Genomic DNA, 16,222 nt, shown 5'->3' with positions numbered 1-16,222 from the left:
TTTCAAGTTCAATTTCTATAAATTAAAAGTTTGCAACACGTCCGAAACCAACTAAGAATTGACCCCAGCCGTTTCCGTGAATGTTATCATACTTCACACCGTTATCTTGTGCATTGATCATTTGACCGCCGCCAACATAGATACCAACGTGCGCGATTCCACTTCCGTAGTTAAAGAAGACAAGATCGCCTGGCTTAGCTTGAGCTTCTGTAATTTTCGTTGCCGCTGCATATTGTGATCCAGAAGTTCTTGGCAAGCTGATGCCTACTTTATCAAAGACATATTTCGTATAGCCTGAGCAGTCGAAAGAAGAAGGCCCATTTGCACCCCAGCCATAAGGTTTACCAAGGTGTTTTTGTGCTTCTGCAATCAATGCACTGTAGCTTGCAGACTGACTGCTTCCACTACTTACATTACTGCTTCCATTACCTGTTGAAGGTTTCGAAGGCGTCGAAACATTAGAGCTGCTGCTGCTTGAACCAGCGTTAGCATTGCCGATATTTGTAGCCCCACTGTTTGAAGTGTTAGTATTATTTGTTTGCGGAACAGAACCTTTTACTTTTAGAACTTGACCAACTTGTAAGCTATCGCTTGAAAGTCCGTTAAGTGCTTTTAGCTTGCTAACTGAAACGCCAAAGATACCAGCAATTTTGCTTAATGAATCACCACTTCTTACTGTGTAGCTTGAAGCATTTGTATCAATTTGTGGAGCTGCAGGAGCTTCTACTTTTTGTTCTGTTTGATTAGAAGTTTGCTTTTCAGTGTTAGCTTGAGGTGCTTTTTCTTGCTTCACTTCTTCTTTTACTTCAGGTGCCGGTGCTTGTTTCACTTCACCTTTTACTTTAAGTACATCTCCAGCTGTGATGGAGTCACTTGAGAGACCATTCAAAGCTTTAAGTTCGCTAACAGTCGTCTTGAATAGACCAGCAATTTTGCTTAGCGAATCACCACTTTGTACTGTATAACTTGAAGCATTGACATCTACTTGAGGAGCTTCTTGTTTCACTTCTTTAGTAGGAGCAGGGGCTTCTTCTTTTTGTACGGTTTGTTGACTTGCTTGAGGTGCTTGTTTTTCTGGAGCTGGTTTAGCAGCTTCAGCTTTAACTGCAAGCGTTTGACCAACATAAATAGAAGAAGACGACAAGTTATTCCAAGCCATTAAATCTTGAACCGAAGAGCCAAACTTAACGGAAAGAGCCCAAAGTGTATCTCCGTTTTTAACCGTATAGCTAGAAAGATTAGCCGGTTTTTCCGGTGTAGATACTTCTTTTACAGTTTCTGTTTTTTCGTTTTGATTTGAAGCTTTTACTTCTGTATTTTCAGTTTTTGCAGGAGCAGCAGTTTTAGCTTCTCCCAAATATTTTCCGTTCACATAACCCGTTTTACCGTCTGCATAAGAGATCTTATTCCAGCCGTTGTCTTCACTTGTTAGGACAGTTACTTTTGTTCCACCTTGGATGGAAGTGAGGATGCTGTTATCAACACTTGGACCTTGACGAACATTTAACCAAGTGGCAGAAACTTCTTTTTCAGCTTGTTCACTTTTCGCTTCGCTGATAACGAGTTTTTGACCAGGAAAAATTTTATCGCCATCAAGGTTGTTGAGTTTCTTTAAAGAATCAACCGTTGTATCGTTCGAATTTGCAATTCCCCATAACGTATCGCCAGATTCTACGACTACCGAGTTGGCAGAAGCCATCGTTGGCGCCGCGAATGCAGTGACCGCAATCCCCGCGGTAGCTGTTGCAATGGTCGCTTTTTTCATATTGCTAAAACTCCTCTCTTTTCTCACAATCAGTTCACATCAAAATTTAATACTGACTAGCTTTATTTTACCCAGTTTGGTGCTAAAAAACAAACCAAACCCGGGACAGAGAAGTAAGTAGGAAAGGACTATACCAGCTGCTTGTAATATTGCTGTAACGAAATAGAAGCCGAACAAGTATTCTAAAACGTGATAAAGTAGAATATCACCGCTTTCAAGAATCGTTTCTAGCTTGCATCTTTATCCACAAGTTGCGCATTTGGCAACCTATTGTTTTTAATAAATAGAAAAATTTAATCAAATTGTAATATCTCTTTTTAGGTTGAAAAATATTGTTCTTGCAAATAAATAAGAAGATAGTAGGGAGTTCAAGTGAGAAATAAGTTCAAATTAAGGGGTGAAGTGTTGTATAATGGAAATCATGGAGGGGGAAGTATGAATCAAAATTTCGACGATCGTAAAATCGTAAAACAATACCGGGAAACAGCACGTCAAATTGTTAAAAAAGAAGACCTCTATACCAATATGGATCAAAGTGAATTGATGAAACAAACACAGATCTGGCGTGATAAATTCCAAACGCAAGAGATCACTATGCGTGATAAAATCAATATTTTTACACTTGTTCGTGAAGCAGCTAAGCGGGTACTTGGACTGGAAGCTGTAATAGTGCAGTTAATTGGTGCTCTAGTTCTTGGAGATGGAAAAATTGCGGAAATGAAAACAGGGGAAGGGAAAACGCTTGTTTCACTTTTCGTTATGTATATTGAGGTGATTCGGGGAAACCGGGTTCATCTTGTAACAGCAAATGAATATTTAGCGCATCGAGATCGCGAAGAAATCGGGCAAGTCCTAGAATACCTTGGGATTTCTGTGGCTCTCAATGCAGCTGGACTTGATAAAAGACAAAAAAAAGCTATTTATACAGCAGATGTCATTTATGGAACGACGTCTGAGTTTGGCTTTGACTATTTGCGAGACAACATGGTGCGTTCCTTCGAAGATAAGGTGCAAACAGGGCTTGATTTCGTTTTAATTGATGAAGCGGATTCCATTTTAATTGACGAAGCACGGACGCCGCTACTTATTTCTGATCGCAAAGAAGAAGACTTGAGTCTTTATTTAAAAGCAAATAAACTAGTAAAAACGATGTTACAGGACGACTATGAAATTGATGAACATAAAAGACTTATATGGCTAAATGATGCAGGAATCGAAAAAGCGGAGCGCTTTTGGCAAGTTCGTTCACTTTATACAGCTGAAAACCAGCCACTGCTTCGAATTACGATGTTACTCTTGCGGGCACATTTTTTGATGCAAAAAGATAAGGATTATGTTGTTTTAGAGGAAGAAGTCTTAATTGTGGATCCACATACGGGCCGAGCACTTCCTGGACGCCGATTTAATGATGGGTTGCATCAAGCAATTGAAGCGAAAGAAGAAGTGGAAGTACATGAGGAATCACGGACGCTTGCCACGATCACGATTCAGAATTATTTCCGAATGTATCAAAAAATTGCAGGCATGACAGGGACCGCTAAAACAGAGGAAGAAGAATTTCGTCAAATTTATGGCCTTGATGTCGTAGTAATCCCAACTAACTTGCGTGTTAACCGGGAAGACATGCCAGATGATGTGTTTTACACGGAAAAAGAAAAAGGACGCGCCATTGTGTATGAAGTTTCGTGGCGGCATGCGAAAGGCCAGCCGACTTTGATCGGAACTTCTTCTATCAAAAGCAACGAATGGATCAGCTCGCTCCTTACAAAAGCTGGAATTCCGCATCAAATTTTGAATGCGAAAAATCATGCGCAAGAAGCGGAAATTATTGCAAAAGCAGGACAGCCTGGGATGGTTACGCTCGCGACCAACATGGCTGGTCGGGGAACGGATATTAAACTGAGTTCAGAAGTTTATAAACTGGGAGGCCTAGCTGTGATCGGAACGGAGCGTCACGAAAGCAGACGAATTGATTTGCAGTTGATGGGACGCTCTGGAAGAAGGGGAGACCCAGGATTTAGTAAATTTATGGTTTCGATTGAAGATGAGTTGCTCGATCAATTTGATAACAAGCGCTGGGAAAAATTCCGCATCAAATTAAAGCGGAAGCATCCGCGCGATGGGAAACCAGTTAATTCGCCAAAGATTAGTCGGTTTATCGTTGATGCGCAAAAACGAATTGAAGGAGCCAACTATGATTTGCGGAAGGATTTATTGTCTTACGACGAAGTCATTGATTTGCAGCGCAAAATCGTCTATAAAGAACGAGATGAAGTACTCCGTCGTAATAAACTGGGTGTTTCTTCTGAGAAAATTTTGCGTGAAGTAGCAAGCAAGGTGTTTCGAGAAGCACAATCGGAGGAAGAACAAGAAGAACTCTTTGAAATGCAAAAAGAATTGCTTGGTGGAACGAAATTCCCTTATACTTTCGATCAAGTCACTTTGATGGAACCGCAAGAAGTGGGCGAAAAGATTGTGGCTTGGCATAATTCAGTTCGACGTAAATTCCCTGCGGATACGATTGCGATGATTGAAAAGGAAGTTTATTTGAATTTAATGGATCAAATGTGGGTAATTCATCTTGATGAAATGGTTCAACTGCGAGAAGGGATTCATTTGCGGGCTTACGGGCAACAAGATCCACTTGTGATGTATCAAAAAGAAGGAGCCGCTTTGTTTGAAAAATTTCAAGCCGACTACCATTTCTATTTCGCGCATGCATTGCTTGAGTTAGATCCAGATGGGCTTGTGGTTGGATAAAGTCCATCTTGAGACTGATTTTTTCTTCAATCTGCTTTTTAGCAAGTATTTTTTGAATCGGCACGCTATAATGGAAAGACAGGTAGGTGAGTGTAATTGAAAGAAAAACTTTCAAAGTTTAAACAGTTTTTTATTGAAAACAAATTTGTATTAGGGTTACTGATTTTCTTGCTTGTCGCACTGGATATTTATGTGCTAACCAAAATTTCGTTTGTATTTCATCCGTTTGTCGTCATCGTGGAAACAATCGCCGCTCCAATTATTTTAGCGGGCATTTTGTATTACTTATTTAATCCGATTATCGACTTTCTCGAACGCCACGGCTGGCATCGCGGCTGGTCGATCGGACTACTGTTCCTCGTGATTCTTGGCATTATCGTGCTTGTTTTCAGCTTTGTCATTCCAGCTGTGCGCGATCAAATCATGAGTTTAATCAAGACCTTTCCGACTTATTGGAATCAAGTGACGGATAAATTTAATGAACTCAGTCAGTCACCACTTTTCGATCAAATTAAAGATAAAGTTTCAACGAACATGAACGACATCATGAAAACGATCTCCGACAAAGGAACGGATGTTTTAAACAGTGCTATTTCAAGTATTGGGAGTGTCGTTGGAACAGTAACAGAAGTTGTGCTCGCGATTGTTACGACACCACTTGTACTCTTTTATTTGTTAAAAGATGGGAAAAAGCTTCCTGAATTTGTTTTAAAACTTCTTCCAGTCAATAGTCGTGCGCATACACGCCAAGTGTTGAAAGAATCAAACCATCAAATTAGTTCTTATATTCGCGGTCAAATTATTGTAAGCTTCTGCATTGGGATACTGCTTTTTATTGGTTATTTAATCATTGGCCTACCGTATGCCCTCACACTTGCAATCATTGCCGCATTTACAAGTATCGTTCCTTATCTAGGACCGGCTATTGCGATTACACCAGCTATCATCATTGCGATCGTTACTTCGCCGTGGTTACTAATTAAACTTATTGTTGTTTGGGTTGTCGTTCAACTATTAGAAGGGAAGTTTATTTCTCCGCAAGTCATGGGCAAATCTCTCAAAGTACATCCAATTACAATCTTGTTTGTTATCCTAGTAGCTGGTAAACTATTTGGTGTATTAGGCGTTATCTTTGCTGTTCCAGGTTATGCAGTTCTAAAGGTAATCTGTACGCATGTTTTCATTTGGTTTAAACGGATTTCTGGATTATACGGCGAACAGCCAGAAAGTATTTATGTACAGCCAGACGGAGATGAACAAACAGAGAGCAAGGATACAACTGATTCAAATTCTAACTGACCGGGACTTATCTTTACGTTCGAAACGAAATCGAACAATCCAATGAAGACGGTGATATTATTTGCGAATTTTTGCTGGAGTTTTCTCCATTCAAGCCTCCATTTTGGGCATTTTCTCTTGGCTCAAATTAAGTGGCACGAGACCCATCAATTTGTTTGGTTTACCGGAAGGGCTCGCGGCAAACGCGGGACTCCTACTGAGCATTCTCATGTTTTTAGCTGGTATTCTCATCATTCTTGCAAAAACCAATGATTTTTTGTTATTCTTAGCACTAGTACTTTGGGTGTTTGGTTTAATTTTAGGATTGCTGTTTTCCCCAAGCTTTTCAGGGCTTTATTTCCGCCCCATCACCTGCGTCCTTTGCTTAATTATTGGTTTGTACATTTTCACGGATTACAATAGGAAGAAGTGATTTTTTGCTAGAAAAAATAAAGAATGGGCTTGTTGTATCTTGTCAGGCATTAGCGGATGAACCGCTACATAGTCCGTTTGTGATGTCGAAAATGGCGCTTGCCGCTGAAATGGGCGGCGCAGCGGGTATCCGCTCAAACTCAGCAGAAGATATTGAAGCCATTAAAGCCGTGGTTGACTTGCCACTTATAGGACTTATCAAACGGGACTACCCAGATTCAAATGTTTATATCACGCCAACTGAACAGGAAGTTAGTGAACTGCTTGCGACAAAGGCAGAAATCATCGCGCTCGACGGTACGGAACGAACAAGACCAGGCGGCGCAGATTTAAAACAATTGGTCGAAAGAATTCATCAAGCAGGTAGACTTGCGATGGCAGATATCGCTACTTTTCAAGACGGCGTTCGCGCGGAAGAAATGGGTTTTGATCTAGTCGGAACAACGCTTGCGGGCTATACAGAAAACACAAAAGAACAAACTGGGCCAGCTTTTCAATTAGTAGAAAAGCTCAGTCAGCATCTTCGCATACCTGTTATTTGCGAAGGGCATATTGAAACACCCGAAGAAGTTGAAAAAGCCTATCAAAGTGGAGCTTACTCAGTTGTTGTCGGCAGTGCAATCACAAGACCACAACTGCTAACGAAAAAATTTGTACAAGCCTTACCAAAAAACCAGTGAACGCACGCGTTCACTGGTTTTTCTTAACTTCCTGTAAAAATCGAATTGCAGCATCATAAGCCATTCGACCTTCAGCTCCCGCCGTATGTGTATCAAAATCATGTGGCAAATCATGCACCGTAAAAAGCTCACTTACAAGCGTGCCGTTTTTAATTTTTTCCGATTCCTCAATGGGAACATCTTCATCTGCAAAACTATGTGCAAGAAAAACGGGGGGTAAAAAATGAAAATCACGTTCTGGATCAAGTTCGAATGGTTTGAGATATGCTTCTGAATAGTTTTCACCAAAAACGAGATCTAACCATTTCCCACTTTGACGCGAATAGACATAAAGCGGGTAGCGTGTATCAACGGAGCCCATTGTTAAAGGCGTTTGTCGAATCATCGCATTTTTTAAAGATTCGCTAATGAGTGGAAAAGTATTAAAATATTTGTTTCGTTCCTTTAACCACGGAGACGAAACGGAAGAATAGCCATAAAATGATAAAATAGCACACGGCCTTGGAAGGGTTGGATCTGAAGCGAGCATTAGTGCAAGAAAAGCGCCAGAAGATTGACCAAACAAAATAAATTCTTTATCTGGGAGTCCCAAACTTTCGGCATGGTGACGGAAATATAAAATTAAATCGCTAGCATCTTCATAAATTTCTGGGAGCTTGACCTCGGGAGCGAGTCGATAATCCGCTAAAAGAACATTGAAGCCATTTTCTAAAAACTGTCCTATGTAAGCATCATTTAAATCGTTTCGAGAGCCATAAAGTAATCCTCCACCATGAAAGTAAATGATTGTTTGACTGGCTTTTTCTTTTCCAGTAATTAAATCAGCCGAAAGTTTAATCCCGTCTTTTTCGGCAAAGGTGAATGTTTTCTGTTCCAAGCTCTAAACCTCCTCATGTTTAAACTATGTTTAGTGTAAGCTTTGATGGAAAAAAATACCAGTTTTTTTGCTAGTTTAAAAAATTTTTGACAAAGGTGTTGACAAAGTTCGTCTACGAATGTAAACTAAGAATATCGAAAGGCCAATTATTTTTTTGACCATATAGTTTACAAGTGTAAACAAAGGGGGTAGAAAACAATGGATGCTTCTGTTATTGAAAAAATTACGGACGCTGAATGGGAGATCATGCGAATTGTCTGGACGAAAAGAAAGACGACGAGCAGTGAAATCATTGAAGTGTTGGATCATAAAACAGAATGGAAACCTTCTACAGTCAAGACGCTTTTAGCGAGACTTGTAGAAAAAGGCTTTTTAAAAACGAGCAAAGAAGGAAACAAATATATTTATACGCCGCTTGTTGAAGAAAACATCAGTATCAAGCAAGCAGCAGAACATTTGCTTACCAAAGTTTGTAATAAAAAAACAGGGAGTTTGGTAGAGCTTATTATTGAAGAACGTGAGTTAAGCTTTGATGATATTGATGCGATTGAAGCTTTGCTTGAAGAAAAACGGAAAACGGCTGTTCAAAGTGTGCCTTGTAATTGTGTTCCCGGGCAATGCAAGTGCCACGAAAAATGACAAGGGAGATGGGGAGAATGGCAAGTAAAACATTTGATATCGAAGGAATGACTTGTGCTTCTTGCGCGCAAACGGTTGAAAAAGCAACTGGGAAACTAAGCGGTGTAAGCCAAGCTTCTGTAAACCTTGCGACTGAAAAGTTGAACATTCAATATGATGATGCACTTTTAAGCGTTTCGGATATTGAAAAAGCGGTTCAAGATGCCGGCTATAAAGCGGTTTCTAAGTCGCAAAAACGCATTTTTGACATCGAAGGAATGACTTGTGCGTCTTGTGCGCAAACGATTGAAAAAGCGGTAAACAAATTGGACGGCGTTAGCGCGGCCACGGTGAACTTGGCTAGTGAAAAAATGACGGTGGAGTTTAATCCGGATGTTTTAACGGTGCCAGCGATTCAAAAAGCGGTTCAAGATGCTGGCTACGGAGCCAAGGAAGAACAAGGGCAAGCGCTCGATGTGGATCATGACCGTGATAAAAAACAAAAACGTAGCAAGGAAATGTGGCGTAGATTCTGGATTTCTGGCGTGTTCACAGTTCCACTGCTTTATATCGCGATGGGACATATGATCGGGCTTCCGATTCCAGGTTTCCTAAACCCGGCTGAACATGCATCTACTTTTGCTACGGCACAGCTAATTTTGACGCTTCCTGTGATTTATTTGGGACAAAAATTCTTCACAGTTGGATACAGAGCTTTATTTAAAGGGCATCCGAATATGGATTCGCTCGTTGCGCTTGGAACTAGTGCGGCTTTCCTTTATAGTTTATATGGAACGATTCAAATTTGGACAGGTGACGCAAGTTTTGCGATGGGACTTTACTATGAATCGGCGGCGGTTATTTTAACGCTGATTACGCTTGGAAAATATTTTGAAGCTGTATCGAAAGGGAAAACGTCAGAAGCGATTAAAACCTTGATGGGCCTTGCGCCTAAAACGGCTCGCGTGATGCGTGACGGAAAAGAAATGGAAATTGCGATTGATGAAGTTTTGGAAGGCGATTTGATCCAAGTTCGTCCCGGCGAAAAAATTCCGGTGGATGGCGTTGTACTTTCAGGGAAAACGACGATCGATGAATCAATGCTAACGGGTGAAAGTATGCCTGTTGATAAAAAACCTGGCGACGAAGTGGTTGGGGCAAGTATAAATAAAAATGGGAATATCACGTTTGAAGCGACCAAGGTTGGGAAAGAAACGGCGCTTGCGCAAATTATCAAACTCGTTGAAGAAGCCCAAGGCAGTAAGGCACCCATTGCCAAGCTAGCTGACAAAGTTTCCGGGGTTTTCGTGCCAATCGTTATTGGGCTGGCTGTTCTTGCGGGGATTCTTTGGTTCTTCTTGGGTCAAGAATCTTGGGTATTTGCTTTAACGATTACGATTTCTGTTCTCGTCATTGCGTGTCCTTGTGCGCTCGGTCTTGCTACTCCTACGGCTATCATGGTTGGAACTGGAAAAGGAGCCGAAAATGGCGTACTCATTAAAAGTGGCGACGCGCTTGAAACAACGAAAAAACTCCAAACGATTGTATTTGATAAAACGGGTACGATTACAGAAGGTAAACCTGCTGTTACGGACGTGGTTGTGAGTGGGAGCGATATAAGCGAACAAGAACTTCTTCGTCTTGCGGCATCGGCTGAAAAAGGTTCGGAACATCCACTTGGCGAAGCGATTTTACTTCGCTCAGAGGAGCTGAGCTTGGATCTTGAGCCAATTTCAGATTTTAGTGCGATTCCAGGTCACGGAATTGAAGTGACGGTTGAAAGAGGAACGCTTTTACTAGGAAACCAAAAATTAATGACGGATCGTGGAATTGGCTTAGGCGAATTTGCGACTACTTCTGAGAGACTAGCCGAACAAGGGAAAACACCGATGTATGTAGCACTTAACGATCAATTTATTGGTATTGTTGCAGTGGCTGATACTATTAAGCCAAGCAGTAAAAAAGCCATTCAAATTTTGCAACAAATGGGCATCGAAGTAGCTATGATCACCGGGGATAATCGCAAAACAGCTGAAGCGATTGCGAAACAAGTTGGAATTACTCGCGTGCTCAGTGAAGTTTTACCTGAAGATAAGGCAAGCGAAGTAGCGAAACTTCAACAAGAAGGTAAAAAAGTTGCTATGGTTGGAGATGGCATTAATGATGCGCCAGCTCTTGTGCAAGCTGATGTAGGAATTGCAATCGGTTCTGGAACGGACGTTGCGATGGAATCGGCGGATATCGTTTTGATGCACAGCGATTTGCTTGATGTGGCAACGGCTGTTGAACTTAGCAAGGCAACAATTAAAAATATTCGAGAAAACTTATTCTGGGCTTTTGCTTATAATGTTCTTGGTATTCCAGTTGCGATGGGAATCTTGTATTTATTCGGTGGACCGCTACTCAACCCGATGATTGCAGGAGCTGCGATGAGTTTCAGCTCGGTGTCGGTTTTAATTAATGCACTGCGTTTAAAACGGTTTAAACCAGCAAAATAGGGAGTTTGAAGGAGGTGAAGATGGAAATGAAAAAAACTGTGAGCATTAGTGGCATGAAATGTGATGGCTGCAAAAATATCGTCAAATCTTCATTTGAAGAAATTCCAGGTGTAGCATCTGTTGATGTAGATCTAGAAAAGAAACAGGCGAAGGTGGCTGGAGATGATGTTTCTGTTGAACGCTTGAATCAAGCGCTTGAAGGAACAAAATTCTCTGTTGTAGCTGAAATTTAAAGTGAAAAGAAAAGGTGTCCGATTTACTCAAAAGGTAAGTAGGGCACTTTTTTTTATTATATAAAAAACGGAATTCTGGGTTTTAGAACACTTAAAATGAGGTATTATTCAAGAGTAATAAGAAGAGAGGGGAAAATGTATGAAGACTTTTACAAAAATTTTAATCGTTCTAGCGGGAATAGCGATGATCATCATGGGATTCTGGGTAATGTTCAATCCAGTGGCATCTTTGCTAGCCCTTAATGTTGTGATTGGTTTGCTGCTCCTTATATCGGGGATTTTCCATATTATTTCCTATTTTGTTGAGAGTGAACGCCACTTATCCGGTTGGGTACTAGCTGATGGGATTTTATCAACATTACTTGGGATTTTGCTATTAGCCAACCAATTTGCTGGCGCAGCATCGCTCATCCTTGTATTTGCAATGTGGGTGCTTTTCGCTGGAATCGTTCGGACAATTGGGGCTTTTTCGCTTAAAGACGCTGGATTGTCTAGTTGGGGCTACGTGCTCTTTATTGGGATTATTGGAATCATACTTGGTTTTATCGCGCTATTCAATCCAGTTGTAAGTGCACTTGGCATTGTCTTGTTAATGGGCTTTTTCTTCATTCTCGAAGGAATCGGTGCCATCGCGACTGCTTTTGCTACTGGTAAATCAAGATAAGGAATTGAAAAAAGAGGGTTAGCTGTTCAAGCTAACCCTCTTTTTTTATTTCTTTAAAAATAATTATTTAGGCAACTTGATTAATTTAATCAAGCTTCTCGCCAAAATTTTGCGTAATCCTGTTTATCAGTCACATTAAATTCAATGATTTCTTTCAGTAAATCGAAATTAGTCGGTTGTTTCCAAGTGATTCGAAATAAGTTTGAGGTTGCGCTGTAACCAGCATCTGCTATTTTTTCTTCAAATTCCTTCATCGTTTTTACTTCGGGTGCCACCGCGATGTGTTTTTTGGAAGTGCTGAAACCAATGATAAAAGTACCGTGATCCGTGAACATAGGTTGATTCCATTTGATAACTGGAACGAGACTCGGAAAAGTTTCTTTCATCCAGTCAAAAATCTCCACCATTCGTTCGCGCTGCTCGGGCATTTCAAGCGTGTCCAAATATTCCGTTAATGTTTCCATTTTTTATCCCCCTCATTTCGAAAAAATTACTTAATAGTAGTCTACCAAGCGCTTCAAAAAAACACCAGAAAAAACATAGTCAGCAGGAGGAAAAGAAAACATATCTCACTGAACTTAGCTTGAAGCACCATGCCTTGTGGCTGCCTTTATGTTAAAATAAGAAAGAAAATGAATAAAAAAGAATGGAATTGAAATAAAATGATTGTTTTTGAATGAATATGATGGTAAACTACAAATGGATGGAGGCAAAGGAAATGCTAAATGCAGAACGGAAGGAAAGAATTCTTGGCACTTTAGAGCAGTTTGGCGTTGTGAAACTAACGGATTTGGTAGAAAGATTGAATTGTTCAGAGTCGACGATTCGGCGGGATTTGATTGAACTTGAAGAGGATGGTTTACTTGCACGCGTTCATGGTGGGGCTAAACTTGTAAAACAACACAATTTAGAACCAAGTATGAATGAAAAATCCTTCAAAAACATTCAAAATAAACGTGAGATTGCTGCATATGCGGCTGAGCAAGTGGAAATGAATGATTTTATTTATTTGGATGCCGGTTCAACGACGATCGAGATGATTCCATTTTTGAAGGACAAGAAAGTAACCGTTGTCACGAATGGTTTGGTGCATATTGAGAAGCTCGTTCAGCTTCAAATTGATAGCTACTTGCTAGGTGGAAAAATGAAAGCTCATACAAAAGCAGTAATTGGGGCGGTTGCACTTGATAACATTCAAAATTACCACTTTGATAAAGTTTTCATGGGAACGAATGCCATTCACGAACGAAGCGGCTTTATGACGCCTGACCCAGAAGAGGCCTTTTTAAAGCGAGCTGCAGTTCAACTAGCAGAACAATCTTTTGTACTGGCGGATCATTCTAAGTTTAGCGAAGCCAATTTCGCGAAAATGTTTGAACTAGAACAAGCCGTGATTATAACGGACTTTTTACCGGAAAATCAGAACCGGGAAACCTTTATCCAAAAAACCAAGATAATCGAGGTAGAAAAATGATTTATACAGTAACCCTTAACCCTTCGATTGACTACATTGTCGAAGTAGATAACTTTTCAATTGGTGCATTAAACCGAATGAAGGAAGACCATAAGCTTCCTGGTGGAAAAGGCATTAATGTTTCACGTGTGCTCGGACAGCTTCGGATCGATTCAAAAGCAAGTGGCTTTCTCGGCGGCTTTACAGGCGGTTTTATTGCGGATTGGCTGAAAAAAGAAGGTGTGAAAACCAATTTTGCGCCGGTTGCTGACGATACGCGCATTAATATTAAGCTAAAATCTGGCGAAGAAACTGAAATTAATGGACTTGGCCCTATTGTGACAGAAAGTGAACAAAAACACTTTTTTGAAACGCTTGCTGAGATTGGTGCGGGTGATATCGTGATTTTGTCGGGAAGTGTGCCGCCTTCGCTTGGGAAAAACTTTTATGATAAGATTATTGAATTTTGTCAGGCGAAAAAAGCCGATTTCATGATTGATACGACCGGGGAAGAGCTTCTTGCTGCACTTCCGAAAAAACCGATTTTGATTAAACCAAATCATCATGAGCTGGCTGATTTGTTTCATGTGAAATTTGAGACAAAGGAAGATTTAATTCCTTATGGTAAGAAGTGCTTGGAATTGGGGGCAAAACATGTGATTGTCTCGATGGCTGGGGACGGCGCATTACTTTTTTCAGATGATGCTGTTTATTTTGCAAAGCCAATTAAAGGGAAAGTAAAAAATTCAGTTGGAGCTGGGGATTCAATGATTGCTGGGTTTGTTGGAAAATTCCATCAGACTGGTGATGCTGTTGAAGCTTTCCGCCTTGGTGTTGCAACGGGGACGGCAACGGCTTTTTCAACTGATCTCGCAGAAGCGAAACGAATTGAAGAAATTTTACCACAAGTGGAAATCGTAAAATTGGAGGATTCGAAATGAAAATTACGGACTTACTCAGTAAAGATGTTATGACCATGTCTTTAAAAGCGACAACAAAAGAAGGCGCAATCGATGAAATGATTGCCTCGCTTGAAGAGCATGGTAAGATAAATGATCCGGTTTTATTTAAAGAACAAATTATGAAACGTGAAGCGCAGAGCTCAACTGGGATAGGTGACGGAATTGCGATGCCGCATGCGAAAACAAAAGCGGTAAACACGCCGACTGTTGTATTTGCTAAAAGTGATGCGGGTCTTGACTATGAATCGCTTGACGGGGCACCTGCTCACTTGTTTTTCATGATTGCTGCAACGGATGGAGCGAATGAAACACACCTTGAAACGCTCGCTGCTTTATCTCGCTTACTCGTACATCCGGATTTTGTGAATAGCTTGAAAAATGCACAAACACCTGATGAAGTGATTCAACTTTTTGATGCGGAGCAAGCGAAATCGGAACAAGCCGAACAAGCGGAAGCTGAGTCAGAAAAGCCAGCAGAAGCAAAAGCGACAGATGAGCCTTTCGTTGTTGCGGTTACAGCTTGTCCAACTGGGATTGCACACACGTACATGGCAGAGGATGCTTTGAAAGCGAAAGCTAAGGAAATGGGCGTGCAAATTAAAGTGGAAACAAACGGCTCGGAAGGGATTAAACATCGTTTGACAAATGAAGATATCGAACGCGCTTCTGGGGTTATTGTGGCGGCGGATAAGAAAGTCGAGATGGCTCGTTTTGATGGGAAACATGTTTTAGAAACGCCCGTTAGTGATGGGATCCGTAAGCCGGAAGAATTGATCAATCGGGCACTGCAACAAGAAGCACCTGTTTACCATGCGGATCCAAATGCAGAGCAAAGTGACGAAGAAAGCGAAAAAATTTCTGTTGGAAGTAAAATTTATAAGGATTTGATGAACGGGATTTCGCACATGTTGCCATTTGTTGTTGGAGGCGGGATTCTTATGGCGATTTCGTTCTTGCTTGAGCAATTTTATCCAAAAAGTCCTGTTTTCAACATGCTTTCGACGATTTCTGGAGGAGAGACTGGGGCCTTCCTATTCTTGATCCCGATTCTTGCTGGTTTTATTGCAAGCAGTATTGCGGATCGTCCGGGACTTATGCCTGGTATGGTTGGCGGTTTGATGGCACTTAATTCAGGGGCAGGTTTCCTCGGCGGTCTTGCCGCCGGTTTTCTAGCCGGTTATGTAGTTGTTGGTTTGAAGCGTTTGTTCCGTTTCTTGCCACGTTCGCTTGACGGGCTGAAACCGATTCTGCTTTATCCTGTTTTTGGTCTCTTGATTTCTGGGGCTTTAATGTACTTTATCGTAAATCCGATTTTCAAAGTCATTAACACGTTCTTAACGACGCAACTAGAAGGTCTTGGAACTGCTAATGCGGCTATTCTTGGGCTTGTGCTTGGTGGAATGATGGCGATCGATATGGGTGGTCCGTTTAATAAAGCGGCTTATACGTTTGCGATCGGCGTATTTACTTCGACTGGGGATGGCGCGTTTATGGCAGCTGTTATGGCTGGTGGGATGGTTCCGCCGCTTGCGATTGCACTTGCGACGACGTTCTTCAAAAATAAATTTACTGAACAAGAAAGACAATCAGGGATTACAAACTATGTGCTTGGACTCGCGTTTATTACGGAAGGAGCCATTCCATTTGCTGCAGCTGACCCGCTCCGTGTGATCACTTCTTCGGTCATTGGTTCAGCGATTGCTGGGGCCTTGACTCAAATTTGGGCCGTGAATGTACCGGCACCTCATGGTGGGGTTTTTGTTTCATTTCTTGCAAATAAACCGCTGATGTTCTTAGCCGCTATTTTGATCGGTATGATTATTTCAGGCCTCATTTACGGGCTTTGGAAAAAGCCACGCGAAAATGCATCATGATGTTGTGAAAAGCCTATCCGCCTATGCGGATAGGCTTTTTTTGTCGGAAAACAGAAAAGTGTAACAAAAGTTATAGTTAGATTGAACTATTATAATTAATAGCAAAATACAGATAGAAAACAGTTTTA

Annotated in this window: 14 protein-coding genes; 11 read left to right on the top strand and 3 right to left on the bottom strand. The window is 41.1% G+C overall.

The window, feature by feature from the left end; translation table 11 throughout:
* Positions 1-22: 22 nt before the first annotated feature.
* A complete protein-coding gene (locus tag UR08_RS06600) occupies positions 23-1,765 on the bottom strand; it encodes a LysM peptidoglycan-binding domain-containing protein (protein WP_115752882.1) in 1,743 nt (580 codons plus the stop codon).
* A gap of 435 nt (positions 1,766-2,200) precedes the next feature.
* Here UR08_RS06600 and secA2 point away from each other — a divergent pair, with 435 nt between their 5' ends.
* The 4 genes from secA2 to UR08_RS06580 all read left to right on the top strand — a co-directional run bounded on the left by secA2 (position 2,201) and on the right by UR08_RS06580 (position 6,915).
* Complete coding sequence (gene secA2, locus UR08_RS06595) at positions 2,201-4,525, top strand: accessory Sec system translocase SecA2 (RefSeq protein ID WP_115752881.1); 2,325 nt, start codon at positions 2,201-2,203, stop codon at positions 4,523-4,525.
* Positions 4,526-4,621: 96 nt separating this feature from the next.
* Positions 4,622-5,824: an AI-2E family transporter gene (locus tag UR08_RS06590; RefSeq protein ID WP_115752880.1), complete on the top strand. Its 1,203-nt coding sequence runs from the start codon at positions 4,622-4,624 to the stop codon at positions 5,822-5,824.
* Between the two features lie 61 nt (positions 5,825-5,885).
* Positions 5,886-6,236 (top strand): hypothetical protein, encoded by a 351-nt coding sequence (locus tag UR08_RS13100; protein WP_115752879.1) that lies wholly within the window; start codon positions 5,886-5,888, stop codon positions 6,234-6,236.
* A gap of 4 nt (positions 6,237-6,240) precedes the next feature.
* Positions 6,241-6,915 (top strand): N-acetylmannosamine-6-phosphate 2-epimerase, encoded by a 675-nt coding sequence (locus UR08_RS06580; RefSeq protein ID WP_115752878.1) that lies wholly within the window; start codon positions 6,241-6,243, stop codon positions 6,913-6,915.
* Positions 6,916-6,925: 10 nt separating this feature from the next.
* Here the strand turns inward: UR08_RS06580 and UR08_RS06575 are convergent, their stop codons facing one another.
* Positions 6,926-7,792, bottom strand: coding sequence for an alpha/beta hydrolase (locus UR08_RS06575; RefSeq protein ID WP_115752877.1), 867 nt, complete (start codon positions 7,790-7,792; stop codon positions 6,926-6,928).
* A 198-nt stretch (positions 7,793-7,990) separates the two neighbouring features.
* Between UR08_RS06575 and UR08_RS06570 the strand changes: the two genes are divergently transcribed.
* The 4 genes from UR08_RS06570 to UR08_RS06555 all read left to right on the top strand — a co-directional run bounded on the left by UR08_RS06570 (position 7,991) and on the right by UR08_RS06555 (position 11,805).
* The gene (locus tag UR08_RS06570; protein WP_115752876.1) at positions 7,991-8,431 is read left to right on the top strand and encodes a CopY/TcrY family copper transport repressor; all 441 of its coding nucleotides are present in this window, start codon (positions 7,991-7,993) and stop codon (positions 8,429-8,431) included.
* 17 nt (positions 8,432-8,448) lie between these two features.
* A complete protein-coding gene (locus tag UR08_RS06565; protein ID WP_115752875.1) occupies positions 8,449-10,908 on the top strand; it encodes a heavy metal translocating P-type ATPase in 2,460 nt (819 codons plus the stop codon).
* A gap of 20 nt (positions 10,909-10,928) precedes the next feature.
* Positions 10,929-11,141 carry a heavy-metal-associated domain-containing protein gene (locus tag UR08_RS06560; protein WP_205757231.1) on the top strand — a complete coding sequence of 71 codons (213 nt, stop codon included), beginning with the start codon at positions 10,929-10,931 and terminating at the stop codon, positions 11,139-11,141.
* A 139-nt stretch (positions 11,142-11,280) separates the two neighbouring features.
* Entirely contained in the window at positions 11,281-11,805 is a 525-nt protein-coding gene (locus UR08_RS06555; RefSeq protein WP_115752874.1) for an HdeD family acid-resistance protein, read from the top strand.
* Positions 11,806-11,894: 89 nt separating this feature from the next.
* Here the strand turns inward: UR08_RS06555 and UR08_RS06550 are convergent, their stop codons facing one another.
* The gene (locus UR08_RS06550; RefSeq protein ID WP_115752873.1) at positions 11,895-12,269 is read right to left on the bottom strand and encodes an iron chaperone; all 375 of its coding nucleotides are present in this window, start codon (positions 12,267-12,269) and stop codon (positions 11,895-11,897) included.
* 254 nt (positions 12,270-12,523) lie between these two features.
* On the opposite strand from UR08_RS06550, the gene UR08_RS06545 reads away from it, so the two are divergent.
* Genes UR08_RS06545 through UR08_RS06535 form a run of 3 tightly spaced genes read left to right on the top strand, consistent with a single transcriptional unit; the run spans position 12,524 to position 16,094 of the window.
* Complete coding sequence (locus UR08_RS06545) at positions 12,524-13,279, top strand: DeoR/GlpR family DNA-binding transcription regulator (protein WP_115752872.1); 756 nt, start codon at positions 12,524-12,526, stop codon at positions 13,277-13,279.
* Positions 13,276-14,199 (top strand): 1-phosphofructokinase, encoded by a 924-nt coding sequence (gene pfkB, locus UR08_RS06540; RefSeq protein WP_115752871.1) that lies wholly within the window; start codon positions 13,276-13,278, stop codon positions 14,197-14,199. The genes UR08_RS06545 and pfkB overlap by 4 nt, the downstream gene beginning before the upstream one ends.
* Entirely contained in the window at positions 14,196-16,094 is a 1,899-nt protein-coding gene (locus tag UR08_RS06535; protein WP_115752870.1) for a PTS fructose transporter subunit IIABC, read from the top strand. Before pfkB ends, UR08_RS06535 begins: the two co-directional genes overlap by 4 nt.
* The last annotated feature ends 128 nt before the right edge of the window (positions 16,095-16,222 follow it).

It is taken from the genome of Listeria kieliensis, assembly GCF_003369925.1.
GTDB classification, from domain to species: Bacteria; Bacillota; Bacilli; order Lactobacillales; family Listeriaceae; genus Listeria; species Listeria kieliensis_A.
This window is presented reverse-complemented; position numbering and strand designations above follow the sequence as displayed.